The following is a 24,516-nucleotide window of genomic DNA, read 5'->3' on the forward strand; positions in this document are numbered from 1 at the left end:
TTCATCTAGAACGCCAACACGGGCTCTATGCGACGACGTACTACCCAAACTTCGTGGTGTTGTGCCGATCCGGCGTCGGGAGAATTCGTACAGGGAGTAAAGAAACCTCCCTGCAATTGGCTCGGCTCCGCGGTGTGCCGGTCTCAACCAACGAACGCTAGTCCGCGGGCGAACTCATCGCGGGGACGTAATAGTCACGCACGTATTCGGTAACCATTCGCGAGGCGGTGAAATACACACCGGCGGCGCAAATCGCATTCTTCATCACCGCCATCCACCGCGATGGGGCGTTGTTGCCTGTCGCGTCGTAGTACATCGGCACGATCTCGCGTTCGAGCAAATCGTAAACGTGCTCGGCGGCGTGAGCCACCGCGTCGTCATTGTCGGGTTCGTTGGGCAGCGTGTCGATGACCCAGCCGTTCTTGCCGTTGTACCCTTCGGCCCACCATCCGTCGAGCGTGCTGAGTTGCGGCACGCCGTTGAGCGCGGCCTTCATTCCGCTGGTTCCGGCCGCTTCGAGCGGAACGCGCGGCGTGTTCAGCCACAAATCCACGCCCTGCACCAACACGTGTGCGATATGCATATCATAATTCTCGAAAAACGCAATCCTTCCCTGGAATCGCGGATCGCACGTCGTGCGATAGACCTCCTCGAGCAGCTGCTTGCCGGGCACGTCGGCGGGATGCGCCTTGCCGGCGAACACGAGCTGGACCGGGCGCGAGCCGTCGGTGAGAATTCGAATCAGCCGCTCGACGTCGTGAAAGACGAGATTCGCACGCTTGTACGTCGCGAAGCGCCGCGCGAACCCGATCGTCAAGACGTCGGGATCGAGAAGGATGCCTGATCCGATGATCTGATCAGTGTCGCGTTGGCGTGACGCGAACGCGCGCCGTGATTCCTCGCGGGCCAACGGAAGCAGAGCCGCCTTCAATCGCCGGTGGACGTGCCACAACTCGGCGTCGTCGACGGAGAGCACCTGTTCCCACGTTTCGGGGCGGTCCGTACGCGCTCCCCAATCCGAGCCGAGATGCTTGTCGAGTAAACCGATCATCGGATTGGCCATCCACGTCGAGATGTGAACCCCGTTCGTCACATGCCCGATGGGAACGTCCGCTTCCGGCGTCGTCGGCCACAGCGGCGCCCAGATCCGCCGAGTGACCATTTCGTGGGCCCGTGAAACGGCGTTCACGCGCTCGCTCAATCGAATGGCCGACGCCGTCACGTCGAACACGTCCTGACCGCGCTCCGGGTTGAAGCCGAGCGCCATCACCCGGTCGAGATCCAACGGTCCCGACCCCGGCTCGACGCACTGGGCGAGCAGATCGCGGCCGAACGCGTCGTGACCGGCCGCCACCGGCGTGTGCGTCGTGAAACACGTCGTCGCGCGGATTCGAGCGACCGCGGCGTCGAACGACCCTTCGCCCAAGTTCTGCATCTCCTCGCGCAGACGCTCGATCATCATGAACGCGGCGTGTCCTTCGTTGGCGTGCCACGCCGCCGGGTTGATACCCAACGCGCGCAATACGCGAACTCCGGCCACGCCGAGCAGCCACTCCTGACGAACGCGCAGGTCGGCGCCGCCGGAATACAACTGGCTCAACAGCTGTCGGTCGTCCGGATGGTTCTCGTCGAGATTCGAGTCGAGCAGATACACCTCAATCCGCCCGACGCGAAGCCGCCACGCACTGACGTGGACGTCGCGCCCGGCGAGCCGAACAGTGGCGAGATTGGTATTGCCATCGGGTCCAGAGACTTTCTCGAGAGGTGTCGTCGCCAAGTCGAAATGATCGTTGGTCTCTTCTTGCCAACCGTCGCTCCGCAGACGCTGATTGAAGTAGCCGGCGCGATAGAGAATCCCGACGCCGACGAGCGGCACACCGAGGTCGGATGCTGCCTTGCAGTGATCGCCGGCGAGGACGCCCAAGCCGCCCGAATAGATCGGTACGGAGTGATGCAGACCAAACTCGGCGCAGAAGTACGCGGTCGTGCGGCCGCCGAACATGGGATAGCTCTTGGCGAACCACGTGTCCGTCGCCGATTGCTCGGACGCGAACCACGCCATGACACGGTCGTACCGGTCGACGAATGACGAGTCGGCGGCGCAGCGTTCGAGGCGAGCGGGACCAATCTCGCGCAGCAGCCGGATCGGATCGTAGCGACACCGCCGCCAGAGCCGTTCATCCATTTCCCGAAAGAGGGCCCGCGCGTCGCGATTCCAGCTCCACGCCAAATTGCTCACGACGTCGGCGAGGCCGGCGATTCGTGGCGGGAGCGGTGGCAAGCTCGAGTTCATACGTTGCCGTGAACGGTTCTGGATTGCATGAGGCTGACAACTTCAGACGACGAAGTTTAGCTACACATTCGGCTTACAGATTGCTGCGGAAGATCCTTCGGCGAACGGGCGTTTCCCTGATGGCAATCGCCAGACCGCGTCCAATGCTTTACTCTTGACCGGCAAACGACCGTGATGGTGTTGCGCGAGAGGACTGAGATGCAAGCGCGTGATGTGATGTGCCCAAACCCGTCCGTCGTGACGCGGAACGAGAGCGTAGCCCGAGCGGCCACGATGATGCGCGAACGGCATGTGGGCGTCCTCCCCGTGATCGACGATCTGCGGACGCGCCACCTCGTCGGCATCGTGACCGCCCGCGACATCGTCGTGAGAGGCGTGGCGGCGGATCGACAAGGCGACCGCTGTATCGCGGACCTGATGACTCAGCCGCCCCTGGCCGTCGTGCACGTCGATGACGACGTCGACGACGTCGTGGACGTGATGAATCGAGAGCGGGTTCGACGACTGCCCGTCGTCGACGACCGGCAACGCGTCGTTGGCATCGTCGCGATGAGCGACGTCACGAAGCGGCTCTACGGCCGTCTACGCGGCGCGTTCCATCCGGGAGCGATCGGCCACCGCGACGACTGAGCAAGCCGTTACGGAATGTCGGACGGGTCCACCAGATGGACCTGCACTTGATAGCGCGGAAACTCCGTCGCTTCCTCTTTGTGCGCGGCGGCGACGAGATCTTTGGCCTCGAACTCCGCCCTGATCTCCGCGATCTCGGCTTCCTGCTCCGGTGTGAGCTCCCAGTCTTCTTCGTCCGTGTCTACGTCGACGGGGATGGAGAGCAGATATTCGGTGTCGATGATCCCGACGTCGGTGGTCTCGATCAAGACGCCGTCCTCACGCCGCAGCTCGAGGGCGAGCGCCTCCTCTTGATCCGTCGCGGCGAGTACGTCCGCGTGTAGTGTGGGATCAGGACCAAGCATATACTCGGCGCGCATCGCCGGCGCGACCCCCGCGGCGATGGGGAGTAAGCGCTCCCCGATCGGCGTCGGATGGAGCCAGCCGCACCGGAAGCCGCGGGGACGGTAGATGAAGCCGAGGTCTGTGGTGCCCAACGCCCGGCCGCGACTGAAGATCGTATAGAGCAAAGAGCCGCCTGACGGTGACGGGCACAAGATGGCGAGCTACCATTGAAGGCCCGTCACCAAAACCCCCCGGGTCGTATCAAAACAATCCCGCCGATCCGAAGCCAACTGAATGGATCCCCTTTCAGACGTCCTTCGTGCCGTGCGCCTCACGGGCGCCTACTTCTATATGGTGGAGGCCACGCACCCGTGGTCCGTCCTCACGGTCGAGGCGAAGAAGCTCGTCCCGCGTATACATCCCGCCGCCGAGCATCTCATCTCGTACCACATCCTCACGTCCGGCGCGTGCTGGGGTGGCGTCGCCGGGGATCAGCAAACACTCATGCAGGCCGGCGACGCGATCGTGTTTCCCCAAGGAGACGCGAACCTGCTCTCGAGCCGCGAGAGCCGCGGCGCGACTGCCCTAACCGTTTCGGCGACGCCGGCACGCCATCCCAATACGGTGACCATCGGCGGAGGCGTGGTGGCCGAGAAGGCAACGTTCGTCTGCGGATTCCTCGGCTGCGACCTCCGCCCATTCAATCCGCTTCTCTCGGCGTTGCCGCGACAGATCATCGCGCGGGGCGGCGCCGGCGATTGGCTCGCCGAATTTCCCAAGTACGCTCTCGCCGAGTCACGTGAGCCGAAACCGGGAAGCGAGTCGATGCTGACACGAATGGCGGAGCTCATGTTCGTCGAGGTGCTTCGCCGTCACGTCGCGTCGCTTTCCGAGAAACACACCGGGTGGCTCGCGGGACTCGGCGACGCGGTCGTGGGACCGGCGCTGCGAACGCTTCACGAAACGCCCGAGCGCGCGTGGAGCCTTCCCGATCTTGCCCGCGAGGTCGGGACGTCGCGCACCGTGCTCGTAGAGCGATTCACGGAGATCGTCGGGCTGCCGCCGATGCAATATCTCACACAGTGGCGTCTGCAGCTCGCCAGCGATCAACTCGCGCGCGGGTCGGGCAAGGTGGCGTCCATCGGTGAGCGGGTCGGCTACGAGTCCGAAGCCGCGTTCAGCCGAGCGTTCAAGCGCGCCACGGGCTCGAGCCCGGCCGCCTGGCGCAAGGTGCATCAGGAGCGCTAACGGTTCGTGGCTGGAGGCGAGGTCGGCGGGCCGCCTCGCCGTGGCGGACGCCGCCTTCGTCCAATCGGTCCATCGCATGGAAGACCGCGGGCTGGTCACCGCGCAGTGGGGGACCACCAAGAACGATCGCCGGGCGCGTTACTACCGCCTCACGGCAGCCGGCCGCGCCTTCCTCGACAAGGAAGGACGCGCGCTGTCGGACCATGTAGACGCGATCGCGACGGTGCTCGCCACCAAGACCGCGGGCCGCTGAGCCATGATCGGCGCTCCGATCCGCGAGGGCGTACGGCGACTCTTCCGAATGGCGCTGCACCTGCGCCGACTCGGACGCGCCGACGCGCGGGCGGAGCTCGAATCCGTTCTCGAGGCGCGCACAGAGCAGCTCATCTCGCTCGGCATGAGCGGCGACGCCGCCCGCGCCGAGGCCATCGACCGGCTCGGCGGCAGTGTCGAGCAAGCGCTTCACGACCTCGAACGATCCGCCGAGCGGCGGGAGGACCGAATGAGACTTCGCGATCTAATCGACGACTTGCGCGACGACCTTCGCTTCGCCGTGCGAGGCCTCCGGCGAGACAAAGTCATGGCGCTTTTCATCGTCGTCACGCTGGCTCTCGGTATCGGCGCGAACGCCGCGACGTTCGGCGCGGTGGATCGCCTGCTGATTCGCGGGCCCGCGTACATCGTCGACCCGTCACGCGTGATGCGCTTCTATCGCACGCGTCACGCCGGGCCCAACGGCGACGAGACCAGCTCCTCCATGGGATGGGTGTCGTACGAGACCTTCAAGCGCGACACCCATTCTTTCGCGAACGTGGCGGCGTATTCGGTCAACTCGACGACGTTTGGCGCCGGCACCGACGCCACATCCATTCCATTCGGCGCGGCGACGTACGACCTTTTTCCGTTGCTGGGCGTGCGCCCGCAGCTCGGCCGGTTCTTCGGCGCGGCGGAGGATTCACCGGACGCTCCCCAGCACGTCGTGGTGCTCGGCGACGCGCTCTGGACGCGCGCGTTCGGTCGTGACAGCGGCGTCGTCGGCACCAGGGTCAAGCTTGGCGACGAGGACTATACCGTCGTGGGTGTTGCGCCGCACGGGTTCACCGGCCCACAGCTCGCGCCGGTCGACGCCTGGATCCCGATGGCGCTTCGATCCCGCGGCGTCACCGACCGCTGGAGAACGTCGTGGAACGCGCAGTGGCTGCGAATCGTCGCTCGCCTCAAGTCGGGGGTTAGCAAGGAGCAGGCGTCCGCTGACGCGACTGCCGCGCATCGCGCCGCGTACGCCGGACCCGATGCGTCGGGCAAAGACTACAACCTCTGGGTCGCGCCGCTTTCGTTCGACAGCAACGGCCACGAAACCACCGAGTTGACGATTTCACGCTGGCTCATCGGTGTGACGGCCATCGTTCTTCTCATCGCCTGCTCGAACGTCGCCAATCTTCTCCTCGCGCGCGCCCTGCGGCGGCGGCGCGAGATCGCGGTCCGCATCGCGCTCGGCGCGGGGAGCGGACGTCTCGCGCGCCTGTTGCTCACCGAGAGCATGCTCCTCGCCGGGTTGGGAGCCGTCGGCGGCCTGGCCATCGGGTGGTGGACCGCCGTACTCATTCGGAGAGTGCTCATTCCAGGCGTAGAATGGCCGTCGGCGCCGATGGATCCGCGCGTGCTCGCCGTTTCCGCGGCGATCGCCGTCGTCGTTGGCCTCGTGACCGGGCTCGCCCCGGCGCTCCGCGCGAGCCGGCCGGATCTCACGGCGTCGCTCAAGGCCGGCGCACGCGAAGGCGGAGGCCAGTCGTCGCGGCTGCGGAGCGCGCTCACGATCTCGCAGGCGGCGCTATCGCTGGTTCTTCTCACCGGCGCGGGCCTGTTCGTTCGCTCGTTGATGAATGTTCGTTCGATCGACCTCGGCTTTCAGCCGGACCGAGTGCTGGTCGTCCAGGTGCGCTATCCCACCGCAGCTCGCATCGGCGACCCGAAGGCCGCCGGTGAAGTCGAGCGCCGGCGATCGGTCTACACCGAGGCGATGCGGCGCGCGCGCAAACTCACTGATGTGGAAGACGCAAGCCTGTCCGTCGGCCTTCCCTTTCAGAGCTCGTTCGGACAATCCCTGCGCATTCCAGGATGGGATTCCATTCCAGAGTTCAAGGCGCCCGGACCGAACATCAGCGCGGTCGCGCCGAGATACTTCGAGACCGTCGGCACACGCCTGCTCGAGGGGCGCACGTTCACGGCGAATGACCGCGACGGAAGCGAACCGGTGGCGATCGTGAGCCGAGCGATGGCGCGAACGTTCTGGCATCGAGACCGCGTCGTCGGCGAATGCCTCTACTGGAGCAACAGCAAAGACAGCCTGACGACGTGCTCGCGGATCGTCGGCGTCGTGGCCGACGCGCACGAGTGGGGTCTCAAGGAGTTCCCCGCACTCAACTACTACGTGCCGTTCGGGCAAGAGCGCGGCATGGGTGGCACCGCGTTGCTCGTGCGGCCAACGCCGGGCCGCGAGTCCGATGTGACTCGCACCGTGCGCGCGCTCTTCCTCTCGATCGACCCGTCGATCTCGTTCGTGAACGCCACCACGATGCAGAGCGCGATCGATCCGCAAATGCGCCCATGGAAGCTCGGCGCCGCGGTGTTCGCGATGATGGGGGTGCTCGCGCTCATCGTCGCCGCGGTCGGGCTGTACAGCGTCATGAGCTACCTCGTCGCGCAGCGCACGCGCGAGATCGGCGTACGGCTCGCGCTTGGCGCGCAGGGCAGATCGATCGTCCTTCTCGTTCTGCGGAACAGCGTGGGCATGGCGGCGGCCGGCGTCGCCATCGGCTTGGTGATTGCGCTCTGGGCCGGCCGATTCATTGCGCCGCTGCTCTTCGACACGTCGCCGCGCGACGCCGGCGTTCTCGTCGGCGGCGCGACGACGTTGCTCGCCGTGTCCGTGCTGGCGAGCGCGATCCCGGCGGTTCGGGCGAAGCGGGTGAATCCGATCGAGGCGCTGAGATCCGACTAGTGAAGACCGATCGCGCACGCTCGCCGCGCGCGGGTCGCGTGCTAGTGCCCCTCGACGACCTCGAAGATCTCGTCGGCGACCAGCCCGTGACCATCGCGATGTACGGCGATCGCCGATTCCTTGTCAGGCGCCTCGACCAGACAGAACACCTGTCCCGTCTTTTCGTTGTACCAGTACTGGAGGTATTTCACGCCGTGCTTCGCCTGCGTGTCGAGATCGACCTTGTGGGCACCGGCGACCGCGTCGGCGGTCAGCCCGGGAACGTGATTGTGAATGTCGATGAACAACGCCATGGGAGTCCTCGCTGAATTGGGCCGCACGGAGCACCGTGCTCCGCGCCGATGGCGAATCCTAGGTAAGGCCGACGCACGTGGGCATGACTGAGCGGCCGCTTCGCTTGCCCGAGCGTCCAGCCTCAGGGCTTGAGGAGCGAGAGAGCCGCCTCGTTCATCTGACGCTGGAGTGTCATCGCCGGCGCCGCGCGGTTCGTGGTGTTGAACACGGCGACGATGCCCACCTGCGTCTTCGGGTCGAAGTAGTAGAACGATCGAAAGCCCGCCTGGCTCCCGGTATGACCGAGGATGCGCTGGCCGCCACGGTCGAGGACGAAGAAGGAGAGTCCCATCCACTCGCTGGGGTTTGACTCGTACCCCTGCGACATCGGCAGTCCGGGCTTCCACATCTCCTCGAGGCTCGCGCGCGACAGCACGACGTCGTAACGCTCGCGCGTCACGCCGGGAACGAGGGCGTTGGTGAGAAACGCGACGTACTTCACGAGCTCACTCACTGGCGCGTTCCAGGCGCCGTTCGGCGACGTGATCCCGGGATCGAAGTCGGCCCCGTTATCGCTCGTGCCGACGACACGCGTCGCCGAGTCGCGGCCGACGTAGTAGTTGTGCGACCGGTGCGCGGCGAGGAAGTAGGGCGTGCCGCGGAAATAGCTCCGGTTCATTTCGAGCGGCGCGAAGATGTTCTTTTGAACGTACGCGTCCCACGGGTCGCCGGTGATCTGCTCGATCACGCGCGCCAGATAGATGAAACCGGGATTCGAGTAGCCGTACCGGGAGCCGGGTTTGAACTGCAGCGTCTGATACGGCATCATCGCGACGAGCTGGTTCCACGTCGTCGGCTCGAACGGCTCCCACGGCTGGTCGTTGCCATAGGGCCACGTCGGACCTTGGAATCCGGCGGTGTGTGACAGCAGCATGCGGATGGTGATGCTGTCCATCATGCCGTACGGGTCGTGCACCGCGCGCAGCTCGGGCACCCAACGCACGATCTTGTCGTCGAGCGAGAGCTTGCCACGGTCGCGGAGCTGCATGATCGAGATGCCGGTGAGGCTCTTGGTGATCGAGCCCCAATGGTAGATCGTCTGCGAGTCGACGCGCACCCCGGCGGCTCGGTCCGCGAACCCGGTGTCGTAACGCCCGGTCTCCCTGCCGGCCTTCAATACGACCACGCTCGCGCCGACGACCTTGTCGCTGTCGACGTAGGACTGAAAGACTTTCTTGAAATCATTCCAGCCGGCAGGAGCTTGGGCCGCCGCCGGCGGGGCGATGAGTGCGGCGAGGAGTGGAGCAGTGACGAGTGTGCGCATAGCCAACATTGTGGTCGATTCGCCCCGGCAGAGCAAACGGGGCGGCGGGTTCCACTCTCACCACCCAGGAATCAGCCTTTTACCTCGACGCGAGCGGCTCGATCGGCGGCACTCCGAGCACCGGCGCGCCCGGCGGCGTCAACCCGCTCGGCACGTGCGCGGGCGTCAAGCTCTCGAGACTCCGGGCGCGCGGATCGGTGCGGCGGAACTCCGCCGCTGTCGGCGCGCCGTCTGGAGCGGATACGCGAGCCGATCGACAAACCGGACACAACTCGGCAACTTCTCGACATCCCACAACGGAGAGACGCCGGTGCTTCGACGATTCGTCTACTCAGTGATCGCAGTCACGCTCGCTGGTGCATTGGCCGAAGCGCAGCAGCCGTCGAAGGATGAAATCGCGAAGCGCGTCGACTCGCTCGCCGCCGACTACCTCGCCCGCACTCACACGCCGGCGATCTCCGTCGCCGTGCTTCGCGGCTCCGACACGCTCGTCATGAAGGGCTACGGCGATGCCAGCGTCGAGCACCATCGTCGGGCAACCGCGTCGACGGTCTATCGCATCGGGTCGATCACCAAGCAGTTCACGTCCTCGGAGATCATGCGGCTCGCCCAGCAGGGAAAGCTCTCGATCGACGACCCGATCACGAAGTATCTGCCCGACGTGCCGACGCACGGACAGACCATCACCATTCGTCGGCTCCTCAACCACACGTCCGGAATCCACAACTACACGGCCGAACCGTCGTGGCGAAAGACGTGGAGCCAGTCGCTCTCGCCGCGACAAATCGTCGCCTTGGTCGATCACGATTCGCTCGATTTCAAGCCGGGCGACAAGTGGAGCTACAGCAACACCGGGTATGTTCTCCTCGGCATGATCATCGAGAAGGTCACGGGCGAGACGTACGCGAATTACTTGGAGCACGATCTCTTCAAGCCGCTTGGCCTCACGCAGACCAGCTATTGTCCGTCGCGTCCGAGCGACCCGACATTCGCCGACGGCTATTCGGCCGAGTCGGGGACGGCGAAGCCCGCCGAGTATCTCGACATGACGCACCCGCACGGCGCGGGAGCGCTCTGCTCGACGGTGCGCGATCTCGTGAAGTGGCAGCGCGCGCTTCAAGGCGGCCGTGTCGTCAACGCGCGCTCGTTCGCGCTCATGACCACGCCCGACACGCTCAACAACGGCCGGCCGCTGACCTATGGCTTCGGGCTCGCCGCCGGAAAGCTCAACGGGCACCGCCTGATCGGACACAGCGGCGGCATCAACGGATTCACGACGGCGAGCTCCTTCTTCCCCGATGACAGCGTGAACGTCGTCGTGTTCAGCAACGCCGACGCCGGGCCGGATGCGCTCGGCCTCAACATCTCCCGCGCCGTGTTCGGCCTGCCGCTGGTCGCGACGCCCATACCGGTTGTCGCCGTCGCGCTGCCGGATTCGGTTCGCGACAAGGTGTCGGGGACCTACGATCTCGCGCCGAGCGCCGGCGGGAAATTCGTCGTGCACATCATGGTCGAGAACGGGCAAGTGATGACGCAGGCCGAAGGGGAGGGGCAGGGGAAGTTCCCGCTCATCTACGCCGGCAACTGGGTGTTCGGGGCCGCGTTCGATCCGTCGCTGCGCGTCACATTCATCAGTGAAAACGGAAAGGTCGCGCGCATGCGTCTCCAGCAGGGCGGGGGAAGCATGGAGGGCCCGCGCCGACCATGACGGTCGCATGAACCTAGGCGGGGGCATTGACAATTAGGTGTACTAGGTCGCATAGTACACCATCGTGCTCCCGTTCTCCATCACCCTCAAGCCCGGCGAGTCGCCGTACCGCCAGGTCGTGTACGCCGCGACGCGGGCGATCGTCTCCGGCGATCTCGCCATGGGCGCCGCGTTCCCGTCGGTGCGGGAGCTGAGCCAGGCGCTCAAGATCAACCCGAACACGGCGCAGAAGATCGTCGCCGAGCTCGTTCGCGCAGGCCTGCTCGAGGTGCGTCCCGGCATCGGCACCGTCGTCGCGGCAGTCCCGCGCGGAAACGCCGCGGATCGCCGAGCGCTTTTCTCGAGTGAGGTCGAGGAGCTGATCGTCGAAGCCAAGCGGCTCGGCGCGTCGCGCAAGGATGTCCTCGATGCCGTCGACGCGCGCTGGGACGCGCTCTTCGGCGATGATCACGAGTCGGATCGCCGCCAAACCGGGGGGCGGGGCGGCCGGAGTGGAGGCGACTAATGGAGAAAACGATGCAAGCAGCCGTGAACGCCGTCGGACTCACCTATCGCTACGGCAGGGGCACCGAGGCATTGCACGGTGTCGATCTCTCGATTCCCGAAGGCTCGTTGTTCGCCCTGCTCGGACCGAACGGCGCGGGAAAGACCACGCTGATGCAGATCCTCGCCGGCCTTCGGCGTCCGACGCGCGGACGGGCCGGTGTGCTGGGGGTGGAATCCTCCGCGCTCACATACCGCGAGCGCTCATCGGTCGCGTACGTGAACGAGGTGCAACGGCTCCCCTCGTGGATGCGGGTGGACCAGCTCGAGGCGTACGTCGCTCCGTTGTACCCGACGTGGGACGCGTCGCTCGCCGCGAGGTTGCGCGAGCGCTTTCAGCTTCCCATGAACCGGCCGATTCGAACTTTCTCACGAGGCGAACGCATGAAAGCGGCGCTGTTCTGCGCCCTCGCGCCGCGTCCGAAGGTCTTGTTGATGGATGAGCCGTTCAGCGGCATGGACGCGATCGTGAAGGACGAGCTCGTGCGCGGGCTGCTCGAGTCGGCCGGGACGGAGGGATGGACCGTGTTGGTGTCGTCGCACGACATCGGAGAGCTGGAAATGCTGGCCGACCACGTCGGCATTCTGGCCGAAGGGAGGATGCGACTCAGCGCGTCAATGGACGACGTGCATGCGCGCTTCAAGCGGGTCGAAGTGACGGCGAGCGAGCCTTGGCCAATTGGCCGGCAGGAATCAGGCTGGATGTCATTCGAGCGGGGAGGCAACCGCTTTGGCTTCGTCACCGAGGCCGCGAACGACGGAGCATTGCAGAGCGAGTTGTCGGAGCGCTTCCCGGCCGCGCACGTCGAAGTGCGCGCGGCGACGCTCCGCGAGGTATTCGTCGCCGTCGCCGACAGCGGCGCGACGGCGGAGGGGCGGACCATGAGGATCTCAGCATGACCGCAATCGCGCAGGTGCTGCACGTTGCCCGGAAGGATCTCCGCGAATCTCGTTGGCCATTCGTCGTGTTCATCGCGGTGGTCGCGGCCGCCGGGGTGCGCGTTGCGGGCAAGTGGGCCGCTGCGGGCGTATTCGGAATGTCGATGTTCCTCGTCGTGCTGACGGCGCTGCTCGTCGTGGCGATCCTGGTGCAGAGCGACTCGCCGATACGCGCGGATGCATTTTGGACGACGCGCCCACTCGCGCCGGCGGCGGTGCTGCTCGCGAAGGTTCTCGTGCTCGCGATCGTCGTCGGCGGAGTCCCGCTGGCCGCGCAGGCGATCACCGTTGCGTCGTTCGATGTGCACGGGACGGCGCTCGCACGTCACCTGTCCACGTCGATCCTCGAATACGGACGGTGGCTCCTCTTCGGTCTGGCGCTCGCGTCGATGACGAAAGACTTGAAAACGTTCGTCGTCGCCTTGGTGGGCATTCCGATCGCGTTCGGGATCGGGTCGGATATATGGGCCATGCTGTTCATGCGAAACAGCGTTTCGTTCGACGCCGGGAGCGCATCGCGAGGGATCTCGCTCGATCAGGTGATCACCTGGATTGGAACCCTCGGCTGTATCGCGTTGCCCATCTGGCTCTACGCGAGGCGCGACCAGGGATGGCGCACGATCGCCGCGGGCACGTTGTTCGTCGCGTGCGGGGTGGTCGCCGCGCTGAATACCGATTCGTCTCCGCCGACGCCACCCGTCGTGGAGGGCGCGCCGCGTGAGAATGCCATAACACTGTCGCTGTCGGCACAAAACCAGATCCGGCCGGGCCAGATACAGCTCACCGTACGCGCGACGCCGGCGCGGCCCGACGAGCGCATCACGTTCCGTCTCGACTACGCTGATCTCGAGCTGGCCGACGGCGACAAGACTCAAATTCAGGGGCAGGAGGTCGCCGAGCTTGGCGCGACGCGTCCTCGGTCGCTGGGCGGCGCTGTGTGGCTGTCACCCAATCGCGACTCGACCGACGCGCCGTCCATCGTTCTCGTACCGCAGGAATGGCAGAAACCGCTCGTTGCCAAGGGCGTCAAGAGGATCACGATCCACGGACGCATTCTTGCCGCGATGCCTCGGGTCGCGGGAATTCTGCCGACGACTGTCGGCGCTCGCCTTGCAACGCCCGGACGCCGCATTTCGCTTGGTTCGTGGCGCGAGGATTCCGGAATCGCTCAGCTGACGGTCCACGAGATAGAGCTTCCGCACTCCGCGAGTGATTTCTACCTGCAGAACCGGAGTGGAAGCCGAGTTCTCACGTACGCCCTGGTGAACGACGCTCGGCACGAGGCGCTTCCGTTGGAGGCTCACGGTGTCAGCACGGGGTCGACGTCGCTCGTGCTCCCGGGCGACGAGGCGTATACGACCGATTTGAGCCTCGACACACGAGAAGCGTTTCCAGGCCGCGCGCGCCCACCACTTGCTGAGGGGTGGTTTCAGGCGGCACGGGTATGGCGCATCGACTGGATTTCGGCGGGCAGCTACCCGGTGCGGGCCGAACTCACGCTACCGTAAAGCTCGCTCTCGGCCCCCGAGAATCGGCGCCAGCGCGTTCTTCACCGCCCGCGTCATCGGCCGCAGCCAACTCTGACGAGCGACGACGTTGAGCAGCGACTCCACGCGCTCCGTCCGCTTGCGCCGTTTCTCGGTGCGGTCGATCGTGCGAATGAGCGCCGTTGGAGTCTTCGCGTCGATCGCGCCATCGGACGGTGTGTCGATCGCCGCCCACGCATCGCGAAACTGCTCGTAAAATCCGGCGCGCGCGGCGGCGATCATCCGCTTGTACTCGACGACCTCGGGCTTCCTCACCTTGTTCGGATTCGGGCCGCGGCCGATCGTCGGGTTGGTATTGATCTCCCATAGCTGCGGCTTGCCGCGCAGCACACCGTAGTCGATGCGGCCGTAGTCGATGCGCGCGAGACGGAACATCTCGCGGATCCATTCCTCGTGCGGGTTGGTCTCGCAGTAGGCGAGCTCCTCGTCGGCGCGCTGGCGATCGAAGACGCGGTGCTCCCATTTGACCATCCAATCTCGACTCTGCTCGAGCGCCTTCGGGATGATGCTCCCGCCGACATTGTACGCCGAGTACTTCCTATAGATGCCATACTCGTCCCTCGTGTCGGCGAACTCGACGACGAGCAGCTCTCGTTGTGACAGGCCGTCGGCCACCAAGGCCCCGAGCCCGTCGGCGAGCGATTTGGGCGAGTCGAGGAGCGGAGTGAGATTGCCGATGTGCTGGTTCGCGAATCGCACGAACACCGGATAGCGAACCTCGGACGGCGTCTCCGTCGCGGGAAACACGCGATGCTCGTTCACGCCCGCCTCGTGCGCAGTGCGCAGAAGATCGGCGCGAAGAAGAACCTGCCGCGGATCGTTGAGGATTCGAACCCGCGAGCCCTGCGCCTCGAGTCGCTCGGCGACGAGCGTCGCCAGCTCGCGGCGCGGCGCGTCGAGCTGGTCGAGCTCCGTGAACACCCACGTGCCGAGCGGAAGCCGCTGCATGTGCGCCACCGATCTGTACAGCACCACGCGCATGCGGTCGGCGAGCGCGCTCCCGTCGCCATCGTCGGCGAGGTACGCGCGGATCGACCAGCTGCCTTTGTCGGTGACGACGAAATGGATCACGGACGCGCCGCGCCGTGCGCCGGGCTCCGTGCGGTGGTACGCCAGGCGGTGACGGCACGCGAGCCGTAATACACCACGACTCCTACCGCGACAATCACGAGGCTCGGCAGCAAGTCGGCGGGCCGGCGCAACAGCTCATTGGTGAGCATCGCGAGCGAGAACAGCACGAACGCCGCCGGCACCCAGGGGTAGCCCCAACTCCGGCAGAGCGCGGCAAGCTCCGGCCGCCGCCTCGGCACCAAGAACACCGTCGCGACGGCGAGCGTGATGAATGGCCAGCGACCGAGCACGAAGGTGCGCGTGAGCTGCTCGAACGTGTGCGTGAACACGGCGACGAGGCCGAGGCTCATGTTGAGCAAGAGCGCAACGTACGGCGTGTGACGGCGCGGGTGCACGGCGCCGATCATGCGAATCAGGATGCCGTCGTTGGCCATCGCGTACCAGACGCGCGGGCTCGCCATGACCGAGCCGTTCAGGGCGCCGAAGGTCGACAGCATCACGAGCGCCGAAACGAACGCCGCGCCGCGCGAGCCCAGCGGACCGCTCGCCGCCGTCGCGGCGACGAGCGACGACTTCGCCATGACGGGCAAGGGCAACGTGTACAGATACGCCGTGTTGATGATCAAGTAGATCGGCACGATGATCGCCATGCCGATGAACAGTGCCCGCGGATACGTGCGCACGGGATCCTTCACTTCGCCCGCGACGTACGTGAACTCCATCCAGCCGGTGTACGTGAAGAGCACGGCGATGAGCGCCGTGAAGAAGCTCGACATCGTGACGCCGCTCCACGCCACCGGATGCGCGAACGCGCCGTGCGCGGAATCGCCCAACGCGAAGATGAGCACGGCGAGCAGCGCGAGGGCGATCACCTTCGCCGCCGTCGATGCGGTTTGGAGCGCGACGCCCCAGCGAACCGACCCGGCGTTCGCCAGCGTCAGCGCGATGATGAGGCCGCCGGCGATGAGGTGCACCTGCCCGTCCGTCAGCGTCGCGAACGACTTCGTGTACTCGGCGAAGATCAGCGCCAGCGCGGCGAGCGCCGCCGGCCCGGTGACGAACATCTTCACCCAGCCGTACAGGAATCCGACGAGCGGGCTGTACGCTTCGCGCAGAAACACGTACGTGCCGCCGGAACGGGGTAGCGCGGTGGTGACGGCGACGATCGGGAGCGCACCGGCGAGTGCAACCAAAGCGCCCGCGACCCAAATGATCGCGACGCCGCCGACCGATCCGATTTGCGCGGCGACCGTGCTCGGAACGCGAAAGATTCCGCTGCCGATCGCGAGGCCGACGAGCAGCGCGGTCAGGCTCACGACGCCGAGCTGTCGCGAGAGCCGGTCTTGCGGGAGCTGGCTGTCGGGGGGGGCGGATGAAACCGATGCGGTGCTCATGACACGCCCGGAAATCGTTCAGGGGACGACCAACATAGGTCTTTAACGAGCGTCCTGTCGAGCCCCGGCCATGAATCAAAGTGTGCCAGGAACGACGCCCGCTCCTGGGGCCGCTTCGCCCCGAGCTCTATTCGCCGCGGAATTCGGTCAGGGAGTCCGGCCGACGCGACTCACAACCATGAGAACGAGAGAAACGGAGCGAGGCGGTCATCTCACCGCTTCGTAGCGGCCAGCGTCACGGGCGGCGGCTCCGCACGTCCATCTGTACTTCGACGCAGCCCGGGGTCGACGGCGCGAGCCGCGTCGTGAGCGTGAGCTGCGTCAGGGTCCCGGTGCTGTCTCGACGTGACCAACTGCGCGATACGCTCTGATCCGGGCCGGGAGTCCAGCCGGAGTCGGCGAGCTGCTTTCCGTAGTGCTGCAACACGTCATCCGCGCTCATGTTGGTCTGCAGCCTCGTCGTTCCGCCTCCGCCCATCGAGTTCCAACTCGCGCAGGGCACGTAACCAGGGCCGCTGCCGGCTGGGTTGACCAGGGTCGGATAGTTGGGCCGGCCGGGAATCACGGTGCGCGGCGCTGAGGCGGGCGTCTGGCAGCGCATGTCCGACGTGTTCATCGCCGTTGCGCGAATCTCTCGCGTCAGCGGGTCGAGCGGCGAGACGGAGATCGAGAGGGTGGTGCCGCCGGAGCAAAACAAGCCTCCCTCCACCACGCCGTTGACGACCGCCAGCGTGGTCGGCGCCTGCACGAATCCCATCGCCGGTGCCGCGGACGTGCGCGCGGGCGGGAGCGTCCAGCCCATTCGCGGCTCTTCGCGGGCGTAGCCTGCGTTGAGCGAATCTTCCGACATCGCCGAGTGGATGATCGCGATGCCGAAGCCGCTCGATTCGATTCCGCCGAGTACGGTCGACCCTGGCGGAATCCAAAGCCGTTGCGCGAGTCCGGACGGCAGCGTGCCGATCAACAACCGCGGACGAGCGCCGCCGCTCATCATGCGCATCGCTCCGATGGGATCGATTACCGCTTCGACCAGCGCCTTCGGCACGGAATCGGTCGGTACGTCGGTCAGGCGGCGCACTTGGGCGCGGAGGTTCCGCGGCGCCGCGGCGGTCGCCGCGGCGGTCGCCGTGGCGAGAGCGGCGACCGCGATGATTGAGAGACGTGAATGTCGCGTCACGGGTGGGCGCTCTGGCTGGTCATGGTGAGCCAGCGGCAATCGGGGGTGGCGGGATTCGACATCGCGGTGAGCTGCACGCGCACGTCACGTCCCGCCGAATCGCGTCGAATCCACGTGGTGACGACGCCCGGCGCGAGCGACTCGCGTTTCCATCCCGCGCTGTCGAGCTGTTTGGCGTAATGCGCGGTGAGTTGATCGGGAGTCGCGATCGTCGCGAGTCCGATCTGGGTCGAGCTGGAGCTCCCGTTTCCTCCGACACGAGGATCGCAGCGTTGAGCGATCTCCGAGTTCTTGGGATTCACGAGCAGCGGCAGCGCGGGCGGGTTGAAACCGCCCGACGACCACGTCGATCCGGTCGAGTTGAACCCGTACGCTTGTTGCGGAGTGCAGGTCGGCTGCTGGCGCGCGCGAAGGACGAACTCCGTGCGCCCCGGCTGGCGTTGCTGCGCCGACAAGGTGAAGAACGTCCCCGCTCCACAGAATCCGCCCGACACGCTGCCCTGGGCCGGCCGGAACGGCTCTCGATGCCCCGGATAATCCTGCGGCTCGTATCCGCGGCGGGTGAACTCGTCGGTGAACCACGCTCGGATCGAATCGGGGGGCGCGGACGTGGTGCCGATGACGTCGGTCGAGGACCACGACTCGAGGGTCGCCATGACGTGCGCGCCGCGGGGAAGCGTGACCTTGTTGACCAGGTTGTCCGGCAGGCGATCGCCGAGCAGGATCGCCGGCTCGCCGCCCTGAAGCTGGTTTCCCGCGTTGCGCAGAATGGCGAGGACAACGTCGCGCGGAATGAGATCGGAGCTCGCTTGCGCGCCGGTGGCTCGTGGCAGAACGAGCGGGGCGGTCACGCAGGCCGCGAGAAACAAACGATGCATTGGAAGTGCGGTGGGGACGGAGCGAGACAGTCGCTCGACGTTCCGGCGCCTCATCGCGCCGTGCTACCTCGATCGAATAAGCATTTAGGGAACGCTGGTGTCAACTCCGTTCGGGAAACCCAGCACAAAAGTCGCTCCCCGCCCGCTCCCCGGCTCGAACGCGACCGCGCCGCCGTGCGCCTCCATCACGCGCTTGCAGATGCTCAGCCCCAATCCGTAGCCGCCGCTCTCCTTCGACCGTGATCGGTCCACGCGGAAGAAGGGTTCGAAGATGCGTTCCGAGTCTTCGCGCGGAATTCCGACGCCGTCGTCGGCGACGCGAATGCGCGCTCCGTCCTCGCGCGTCTCGACCGTCACGGCGATCGCCTTGCTGTCGGGGAGCGAGTACTTCACCGCGTTGTCGAGCAGGTTCCGCATCACCGTTTTGAGCTGCTCGGCGTCGATCTCGATGAAAACCTCGCGCGCGCCGGTGGTGGTGAACCGCGCGCCCGGCGGACGGTCCTCGTAGCTCGTGACGATGTCGCGCACGATCGGCACGACGTCCTGCCGCACGAGCGTCACGCCGCGCCCGGCGCGCAACCGCTCCAGCTCGAGCAGTCCGCTGATCATCCGTTCCATCTCGGCCACGTCGCTCGAGAGTCGCGCGCGCTGCACGTCGTCGGGCATCAGCTCGAGCGCGACCTTCATGCGCGTGAGCGGCGACCGCAGCTCGTGACTCACGTCGACGAGCAGTCGGTCGCGTGCGGTGATCATCTCGCGCACTCGGCCGGCCATCCGGTTGAACGCGTCGGTGAGCGTGCCGAATTCGTCGGTCGTCGTGCGCGGGACGCTCACTGCGAGGTCGCCCTCGCCGAGGCGCGTGACACCCTCGTTCAGCACGCGGAGCGGCCGCAAAAGCTTGGTCAGCACCGCCTGGGTCGTGAGCACGACCCCCGACATAACGAGCAATGAAAGAACGAGCAGCCACGCGTGCGCGGTGATGGGACTCATCTGCTTGTGGAGCGTCGGCTGGACGAGGGCGATGAAGAAGCCGGTCGTGATGAGCATGAGGGCCAGCGCCATCGCGAGCATGATCGCCGCCAGCTTGCCGAACACCGACGATCGCTGACGCATCCCCCCCCCAACGTTCGGGGTGTTCACTCGCCGGCTCCAACGAAGCTGTATCCGACACCGCGCACCGTGCGGATGAAGCTCGGCCGTTTGGGGTCGTCGCCGAGCTTCTGCCGCAGACGACTGACGAGGACGTCGATGGACCGGTCGTACGCCGCCCAGTTGATGTCGTGCGTCCCCTCGATGATGCGCTCGCGCGAGAGAACCTTTCCGTGGTTGCGCACGAGGAAACCGAGCAGCTCGAACTCCGCGGTCGTGAGCACGAGCTCCTGTCCGCGCAAACGCGCGACACGCGTCGTCCAATTCAGTTCGACCAGGCCGGCGCGCACGGCGTCGGCTTCGTCGTCGCCGCGACGTCGCAGGACCGCCTGCATCCGCGCGACCAGCTCGCGCGGCTCGAACGGTTTCGGGAGGTAGTCGTCCGCGCCCAACTCGAGGCCGACGATGCGATCGCTGACGTCGCCGCGCGCCGTGAGCATGATGACCGGCACTCGGCTCGATTCGCGAATCTTCCGGCAAACGGCGAGTCCGTCCATCTCCGGAAGCATCACGTCGAGGATCACGAGATCGGGCGGATCGGCTTTGAGCGCGCGAAGCCCCGCGCTCGGCCGCGTCGCCGCGCGTACCGAGTAGCCGAACTTGCCGAGGTACTCGGTGAGCAGGGCGTTGAGCCGATCGTCATCGTCGATGAGCAGGACGCGCGATGACGTCACGCCGCCACCAGCGCGCGTGCCGGCTGCACGAGCGACGCGCGGCGCGCGGGAACGGCGCCGAACCCGAGGCCGATCACGAGGCCGACGCCGAACGACGACACGAGCGCTGACGTGGGAACGGCGACGGGCCAACCCAACGCGAGCCTGATCGCGAGCGCCCCCGCGCCACCGAGCATCGCGCCCACGGTCCAGCCACTCAGAGCGAGAATCGAAGACTCCAGTAGAAACTGGATGACAATGTCTCGCGGCGTTGCGCCGACCGCCACCCGGAGCCCTATCTCGCTCGTGCGCTCGCGCACCGTGAGCAGCATCAATGCCATGATCCCCGTACCCCCGACGCCGAGTGCGACACCGGCAAGAACGGTCGTGAGGTTCGAGAGCGCGTCGGTCGTCCGGCGCTGAAGCGTGAAGAAGCGCGACGCGTCCTGAATCTCGAACGCGGCCTGCATCGATTGGCGGGGTGGGTGTCGGCGCGCGAGCAGTCCGTCAATCGCGGCTTCGGTCGTGCCGACGGCGTTCGGATCGGACGCGCTCACGTACACGGCGCTCAGCCAGGCGACGTTGAGCAGACGTCTCAGCGCGGTTCGCGTCGGCACGATGACCTGGTCGTCTTCGTCTCCGTCGGCAAGCACGCCCTTGGGCGCGAGCACGCCGACGACGTCGAAGGGAATGCCGCGGAGCCGAACCTGCTTGCCGACGATGTCTGGATCGGCGAGTTGGTCGGCGACGCGGGCGCCGAGCACGACGACCCGCCGCGCGGCGCGATCGTCGTCCTCGTCGAAGAGCCGTCCGCTGCGCAGACCAAAACGGCGCACGTCGAAGAACTCGGGTGTGGTGCCGAGCAATTGCGTCGGCACGGTACGCGTGCCGGACTTTACTTTCACCGCGCCGTCGATGCCCGGCGCCACGCTGGCGATGTCCGGCAACTCCGCGATCGCGTCGTAGTCGGCGAGCGTCAGTGTCTTCACGGCGCCGCTCAACTCGCGCCGCGCTGCCGTGCGCCGTACAAGCGCCGGACGCACGACGATGAGGTTCACGCCAAGGCTCTCGACGCCGCGCTGGATGTCACGGTCGGCACCGGTGCCGATTGCGTTCGTGACAAGTACCGCCGCTGTGCCGATGCTCACGCTCAAAACCGCGAGCGACGTTCGGAGCCGGTGGGAGAAGAGAGCACGGAGCGACGTGCCGATGTTGCGGCGAAGCTTCATGACGGGAGGCCGGGGGGCCGGTGGATCGGTAGGACGGCGTCACCTCAGCGCATCGACAGGATTGAGGTGCGCGGCGCGGCGGGCGGGGGCTACCCCGGCCATCAGACCTGTGATCGCGGCCGCGGCGAGGCCTACGAGAACCGCGCTCCACGAGAACGGTGCCGAGATGGGCATGCGACGAGTCGCCAGCTTGACGGCGAGGATCCCGAGCACGATGCCGGCGGCGCCGCCGAGCACGATGGTCGTCGCGGTCTCGAGCATGAACTGGCGGCGAATGTCGTCGGGCCCCGCGCCGACCGCGGTGCGCAACCCGATTTCGGCGACCCGCTCGCTGACCGACGCGAGCATGATCACCGCGGCGACGATTCCACCGACGACGAGCGCGACGGCGCCGACGAGCGGTACGTAGAGCAACAGCACGCGCTCGATCTTTGACTCCATCCTGTGAATCTCGGTGGAGGTCATCATATGGAAGTCGTCGGCCTGGTCTCCCGCGAGCCCGTGACGAGCGCGGAGCACTCGACGGACCTGCTCGGCGGCCTCCTCTTCGCGACCGGCATTTTTCACGATGAGCTTGGCCCCGGAGATGTCGTCCACGTTCTTCACGCGCCGCATCATCGTCGTGACCGGGACGACGATCTCGTTGTCGCGGTCCATGCCGTGGAGGTCGACGCCGAAGCGATCGAGCACGCCGATCACGCGGAACGGCACGTTCCCGATCTCGACTTCGCCTCCGATCGGATCTTCGCCCGCGAAGAGCGAGTGCACGACGGTTTCGCCGATCAGCGCGACGCGTCCCATCCCGGTGACCGCCGCCGCGTCGAAGTCCTGCCCGCGCGACACGCCGCGCTGCCACACCGGCGACCATCGCTCCGACTCGCCGAGCACCCGCGCCGTGGCGCTGGCGCCGCCACGTTTCACCGCCGCGTTGAACTTTTGCACCTGCGGATCCCACGCGTCGATCTCGGGAACTTCGCGGGCGACGGCGTCCATGTCGTCGAGCGTGAGCCGCGCCGAGCCGCCGCGCGGGCCGCCCATCATCGTGCCGCCGCCGGCTTGAATCAGGATGGCTTGGTCGCCGAGGATCTGCCGCACGGTTCGCAACATGACTTCCTGCGCGCCGCGCCCGACTGAAAGCACGAAGGTCAGCGCCGCCACGCCGACGATGCTGCCGAGCATCATGAGGAACGTGCGCAGGGGGTAGCGGCGCATCGATCGGACACTCTGCTGCAGGAGACGTGAGCTCTTCACAGCGCCTCCTGAAGCGCGCGTTGTGTCGCTGAGCGCTGGTCCGAGACGACGCGTCCCGCATCGAGTCGAATGACGCGTTGTGCCCATGCGGCGACCGCGGGGTCGTGCGTCACGAGCACGATCGTGCGTCCGCTCGCGCTGAGCGTTTGTAGGACTCGCAACACTTCGCCCGCCGATTGCGGATCGAGATTGCCGGTCGGCTCGTCGGCGAGGATGAGGTCAGGCTCGTTGACGAGCGCGCGCGCGATCGCCACCCGCTGCTGCTGGCCGCCGGAGAGCTCTCCCGGTTTGTGCGACATCCGGTCGGACAGTCCCACCGCGTCGAGCGCGCGCTGGGCGAGGCCGACGGTCGAATCGCGATCCGAATAAACGAGTGGAAGCTCGACGTTCTCGAGCGCCGTCGTGCGCGCCAACAGATGAAACGCCTGAAAGACAAAGCCGATTCGTTTGTTGCGAAACCGCGCGCGGTCGGCCGCGCTCGAGCGCGAGACTTCCTGCCCCTCGAACGTATAACGGCCGCCCGTCGGTTCATCGAGTAAGCCAAGCACGTTCATCAGGGTGGACTTTCCGGAACCGGATGCTCCGATCACCGCGATGAACTCACCGCGCGCGATCGTCAGCGAGACGCCGATGAGCGCGTCGATCGTTCCGCCGTCCGGACGTTGATACCGCTTGCCGATCTGCTCGAGCTCGATCACGGCGAACCCTGTGGTTGAGTGTTGACGTCGCCGACGAGGACCTCGTCGCCCTCGCGAAGGCCGTTCACGATTTCGCAGTAGGTCTCGTCCTTGAGTCCTGGCGTCACCGATCGACGCTCGACGCTGTCGCTCCCGTCGCTCTTGCGAGTCCGCACGAGGACGAACGCGCGCGTCCCCTGCCAGCGAATCGCGCGGATCGGCAGGGCGAGGACGTTTTCGCGTGTCGCCAACGCGATTCGCACCGTGGTCGTCATTTCGGGGCGCAGCGTGCGGTTCTTCGGTCGCTGGAACTGCACGACGGTCACGTAGTCCACGACGTTGTCGCGTATCTCGGCGGTCGGATGCACGGCGGTCACGCGCCCCTCGAACTCTTCGTCGCCGTACGTGTCCACCGTGAAGCGCGCCGTCTGACCCGAACGGATGCGTCCGATGTCGGTCTCGTCGACGTAGGCCCAGACCTCGAGCCGCGACGGATCGAGTAGCGTGAGGAAGGTCGGGGCGGAGAAGCTCGCGGCGACGGTCTCGCCCTCCTCGGTCGCGACCGATGACACGACGCCGGCGATTGGCGCAGTGATGCGCGCGTAGGCCACCTGGGCGGCCGCGTAGTCGAGACTCGCGCGGGCCGCCGCGACCTGCTGCTCGCCCACACCAACGTCGCGCTCGACCGCATCGATGTCGCTCTGCGCGAGGGTCTTAGCGTCGAACAGCGCGCGCTTCCGCGCGAGGTCGGCCTTGGCGAAGGTCAGCGCTGCCTCGAGCTGCTTGACGTTCGCGGCGGCCTGATCGCGCAACGCGACGAGGTCGCGGTCGTCGAGCTCGGCGAGCAGCTGGCCCTGGGTGACGCTGTCGCCGATCTGCACGTACAGTCGCTTGACGACGCCGGAGATTCGCGAGCCGACCTTCACCTCCGCGCCGACGCGAGGCTTGATGACACCGGTGGCTTTTACCTGCGAGCCGATGTCTCGTTTCGTGACTCGAACGACCGTGGGGCCACTCGTCGAAGGCCCCGTCGAGCGCGTGGCGCCGGTTCGGGCCAGAGCGAGACCGGCGACTACGATGACGGCGAGACCAGCGCTCCCAAGAGCGACCTTGTTCACGGAGCGAACGATAGGCCGCGAGCATTGCTGGATTGTTTCCGTCGCGTGAAAGAGCGTTGGCCCGGCGAAACCCCTGCGCCGGGCCCCGC

The 24,516-nt window shown here is 66.4% G+C and carries 22 protein-coding genes; 8 read left to right on the top strand and 14 right to left on the bottom strand.

The annotated features are described in order from the left end of the window. Positions 1 to 157 precede the first annotated feature (157 nt). Complete coding sequence (gene glgP / locus VGQ44_13680) at positions 158 to 2,281, bottom strand: alpha-glucan family phosphorylase (GenBank protein HEV8447875.1); 2,124 nt, start codon at positions 2,279 to 2,281, stop codon at positions 158 to 160. A gap of 210 nt (positions 2,282 to 2,491) precedes the next feature. Here glgP and VGQ44_13685 point away from each other — a divergent pair, with 210 nt between their 5' ends. Then, positions 2,492 to 2,923, top strand: a complete 432-nt coding sequence (locus VGQ44_13685; protein HEV8447876.1) for a CBS domain-containing protein — start codon at positions 2,492 to 2,494, stop codon at positions 2,921 to 2,923. An 8-nt stretch (positions 2,924 to 2,931) separates the two neighbouring features. Here the strand turns inward: VGQ44_13685 and VGQ44_13690 are convergent, their stop codons facing one another. After that, on the bottom strand, positions 2,932 to 3,399 hold the full coding sequence (locus tag VGQ44_13690) for a hypothetical protein (GenBank protein ID HEV8447877.1): 468 nt from the start codon (positions 3,397 to 3,399) through the stop codon (positions 2,932 to 2,934). Positions 3,400 to 3,541: 142 nt separating this feature from the next. Here VGQ44_13690 and VGQ44_13695 point away from each other — a divergent pair, with 142 nt between their 5' ends. The 3 genes from VGQ44_13695 to VGQ44_13705 are packed head-to-tail and all read left to right on the top strand — an operon-like array spanning position 3,542 to position 7,496. Next, a complete protein-coding gene (locus VGQ44_13695; GenBank protein HEV8447878.1) occupies positions 3,542 to 4,495 on the top strand; it encodes an AraC family transcriptional regulator in 954 nt (317 codons plus the stop codon). Next, on the top strand, positions 4,392 to 4,748 hold the full coding sequence (locus VGQ44_13700; GenBank protein ID HEV8447879.1) for a helix-turn-helix transcriptional regulator: 357 nt from the start codon (positions 4,392 to 4,394) through the stop codon (positions 4,746 to 4,748). Before VGQ44_13695 ends, VGQ44_13700 begins: the two co-directional genes overlap by 104 nt. 3 nt (positions 4,749 to 4,751) lie before the next feature. After that, on the top strand, positions 4,752 to 7,496 hold the full coding sequence (locus tag VGQ44_13705) for an ABC transporter permease (protein HEV8447880.1): 2,745 nt from the start codon (positions 4,752 to 4,754) through the stop codon (positions 7,494 to 7,496). Positions 7,497 to 7,537: 41 nt separating this feature from the next. On the opposite strand, the gene VGQ44_13710 is transcribed toward VGQ44_13705, so the two are convergent. Beyond that, entirely contained in the window at positions 7,538 to 7,789 is a 252-nt protein-coding gene (locus tag VGQ44_13710; GenBank protein ID HEV8447881.1) for a DUF4242 domain-containing protein, read from the bottom strand. Between the two features lie 122 nt (positions 7,790 to 7,911). Then, positions 7,912 to 9,093, bottom strand: coding sequence for a serine hydrolase domain-containing protein (locus VGQ44_13715; GenBank protein ID HEV8447882.1), 1,182 nt, complete (start codon positions 9,091 to 9,093; stop codon positions 7,912 to 7,914). Positions 9,094 to 9,403: 310 nt separating this feature from the next. Between VGQ44_13715 and VGQ44_13720 the strand changes: the two genes are divergently transcribed. The 4 genes from VGQ44_13720 (at position 9,404) to VGQ44_13735 (ending at position 13,791) form a co-directional block, all read left to right on the top strand. Beyond that, positions 9,404 to 10,801 (top strand): serine hydrolase domain-containing protein, encoded by a 1,398-nt coding sequence (locus VGQ44_13720; protein ID HEV8447883.1) that lies wholly within the window; start codon positions 9,404 to 9,406, stop codon positions 10,799 to 10,801. Positions 10,802 to 10,865: 64 nt separating this feature from the next. Further along, positions 10,866 to 11,306, top strand: a complete 441-nt coding sequence (locus VGQ44_13725) for a GntR family transcriptional regulator (GenBank protein ID HEV8447884.1) — start codon at positions 10,866 to 10,868, stop codon at positions 11,304 to 11,306. Positions 11,307 to 11,317: 11 nt separating this feature from the next. Then, positions 11,318 to 12,244 (top strand): ABC transporter ATP-binding protein, encoded by a 927-nt coding sequence (locus tag VGQ44_13730; protein HEV8447885.1) that lies wholly within the window; start codon positions 11,318 to 11,320, stop codon positions 12,242 to 12,244. Continuing rightward, complete coding sequence (locus VGQ44_13735) at positions 12,241 to 13,791, top strand: hypothetical protein (GenBank protein ID HEV8447886.1); 1,551 nt, start codon at positions 12,241 to 12,243, stop codon at positions 13,789 to 13,791. Before VGQ44_13730 ends, VGQ44_13735 begins: the two co-directional genes overlap by 4 nt. On the opposite strand, the gene VGQ44_13740 is transcribed toward VGQ44_13735, so the two are convergent. The 10 genes from VGQ44_13740 to VGQ44_13785 form a co-directional block, all read right to left on the bottom strand. Then, positions 13,783 to 14,901: a hypothetical protein gene (locus VGQ44_13740; GenBank protein ID HEV8447887.1), complete on the bottom strand. Its 1,119-nt coding sequence runs from the start codon at positions 14,899 to 14,901 to the stop codon at positions 13,783 to 13,785. The two genes, VGQ44_13735 and VGQ44_13740, sit on opposite strands and share 9 nt — an antisense overlap. Further along, complete coding sequence (locus VGQ44_13745; GenBank protein HEV8447888.1) at positions 14,898 to 16,295, bottom strand: amino acid permease; 1,398 nt, start codon at positions 16,293 to 16,295, stop codon at positions 14,898 to 14,900. The genes VGQ44_13740 and VGQ44_13745 overlap by 4 nt, the downstream gene beginning before the upstream one ends. 235 nt (positions 16,296 to 16,530) lie before the next feature. Further along, on the bottom strand, positions 16,531 to 17,472 hold the full coding sequence (locus VGQ44_13750; protein ID HEV8447889.1) for a hypothetical protein: 942 nt from the start codon (positions 17,470 to 17,472) through the stop codon (positions 16,531 to 16,533). Continuing rightward, positions 17,469 to 18,350 carry a hypothetical protein gene (locus VGQ44_13755; protein HEV8447890.1) on the bottom strand — a complete coding sequence of 294 codons (882 nt, stop codon included), beginning with the start codon at positions 18,348 to 18,350 and terminating at the stop codon, positions 17,469 to 17,471. The genes VGQ44_13750 and VGQ44_13755 overlap by 4 nt, the downstream gene beginning before the upstream one ends. An 84-nt stretch (positions 18,351 to 18,434) precedes the next feature. Then, the gene (locus tag VGQ44_13760; protein ID HEV8447891.1) at positions 18,435 to 19,463 is read right to left on the bottom strand and encodes a HAMP domain-containing sensor histidine kinase; all 1,029 of its coding nucleotides are present in this window, start codon (positions 19,461 to 19,463) and stop codon (positions 18,435 to 18,437) included. A 23-nt stretch (positions 19,464 to 19,486) separates the two neighbouring features. Further along, positions 19,487 to 20,173, bottom strand: a complete 687-nt coding sequence (locus VGQ44_13765) for a response regulator transcription factor (GenBank protein ID HEV8447892.1) — start codon at positions 20,171 to 20,173, stop codon at positions 19,487 to 19,489. Further along, positions 20,170 to 21,381, bottom strand: a complete 1,212-nt coding sequence (locus VGQ44_13770) for an ABC transporter permease (protein ID HEV8447893.1) — start codon at positions 21,379 to 21,381, stop codon at positions 20,170 to 20,172. Before VGQ44_13770 ends, VGQ44_13765 begins: the two co-directional genes overlap by 4 nt. A 39-nt stretch (positions 21,382 to 21,420) precedes the next feature. After that, positions 21,421 to 22,593, bottom strand: coding sequence for an ABC transporter permease (locus tag VGQ44_13775; GenBank protein ID HEV8447894.1), 1,173 nt, complete (start codon positions 22,591 to 22,593; stop codon positions 21,421 to 21,423). A gap of 35 nt (positions 22,594 to 22,628) precedes the next feature. Beyond that, a complete protein-coding gene (locus VGQ44_13780; GenBank protein ID HEV8447895.1) occupies positions 22,629 to 23,330 on the bottom strand; it encodes an ABC transporter ATP-binding protein in 702 nt (233 codons plus the stop codon). After that, the gene (locus tag VGQ44_13785; GenBank protein HEV8447896.1) at positions 23,327 to 24,427 is read right to left on the bottom strand and encodes an efflux RND transporter periplasmic adaptor subunit; all 1,101 of its coding nucleotides are present in this window, start codon (positions 24,425 to 24,427) and stop codon (positions 23,327 to 23,329) included. The genes VGQ44_13780 and VGQ44_13785 overlap by 4 nt, the downstream gene beginning before the upstream one ends. Positions 24,428 to 24,516 lie beyond the last annotated feature (89 nt).

Source organism: Gemmatimonadaceae bacterium (genome assembly GCA_036003045.1).
Taxonomy (GTDB): domain Bacteria; phylum Gemmatimonadota; class Gemmatimonadetes; order Gemmatimonadales; family Gemmatimonadaceae; genus JAQBQB01.

What these genes read in the sequence shown, in the direction of transcription:
- VGQ44_13685 (HEV8447876.1), top strand. Translation starts at nt 2,492, where the DNA reads ATGCAAGCGCGTGATGTGATGTGCCCAAACCCGTCCGTCGTGACGCGG.
- VGQ44_13695 (HEV8447878.1), top strand. Translation starts at nt 3,542, where the DNA reads ATGGATCCCCTTTCAGACGTCCTTCGTGCCGTGCGCCTCACGGGCGCC.
- VGQ44_13705 (HEV8447880.1), top strand. Translation starts at nt 4,752, where the DNA reads ATGATCGGCGCTCCGATCCGCGAGGGCGTACGGCGACTCTTCCGAATG.
- VGQ44_13710 (HEV8447881.1), bottom strand. Translation starts at nt 7,789, where the DNA reads ATGGCGTTGTTCATCGACATTCACAATCACGTTCCCGGGCTGACCGCC.
- VGQ44_13715 (HEV8447882.1), bottom strand. Translation starts at nt 9,093, where the DNA reads ATGCGCACACTCGTCACTGCTCCACTCCTCGCCGCACTCATCGCCCCG.
- VGQ44_13730 (HEV8447885.1), top strand. Translation starts at nt 11,318, where the DNA reads ATGCAAGCAGCCGTGAACGCCGTCGGACTCACCTATCGCTACGGCAGG.
- VGQ44_13735 (HEV8447886.1), top strand. Translation starts at nt 12,241, where the DNA reads ATGACCGCAATCGCGCAGGTGCTGCACGTTGCCCGGAAGGATCTCCGC.
- VGQ44_13745 (HEV8447888.1), bottom strand. Translation starts at nt 16,295, where the DNA reads ATGAGCACCGCATCGGTTTCATCCGCCCCCCCCGACAGCCAGCTCCCG.
- VGQ44_13755 (HEV8447890.1), bottom strand. Translation starts at nt 18,350, where the DNA reads ATGCATCGTTTGTTTCTCGCGGCCTGCGTGACCGCCCCGCTCGTTCTG.
- VGQ44_13760 (HEV8447891.1), bottom strand. Translation starts at nt 19,463, where the DNA reads ATGCGTCAGCGATCGTCGGTGTTCGGCAAGCTGGCGGCGATCATGCTC.
- VGQ44_13770 (HEV8447893.1), bottom strand. Translation starts at nt 21,381, where the DNA reads ATGAAGCTTCGCCGCAACATCGGCACGTCGCTCCGTGCTCTCTTCTCC.
- VGQ44_13775 (HEV8447894.1), bottom strand. Translation starts at nt 22,593, where the DNA reads ATGCGCCGCTACCCCCTGCGCACGTTCCTCATGATGCTCGGCAGCATC.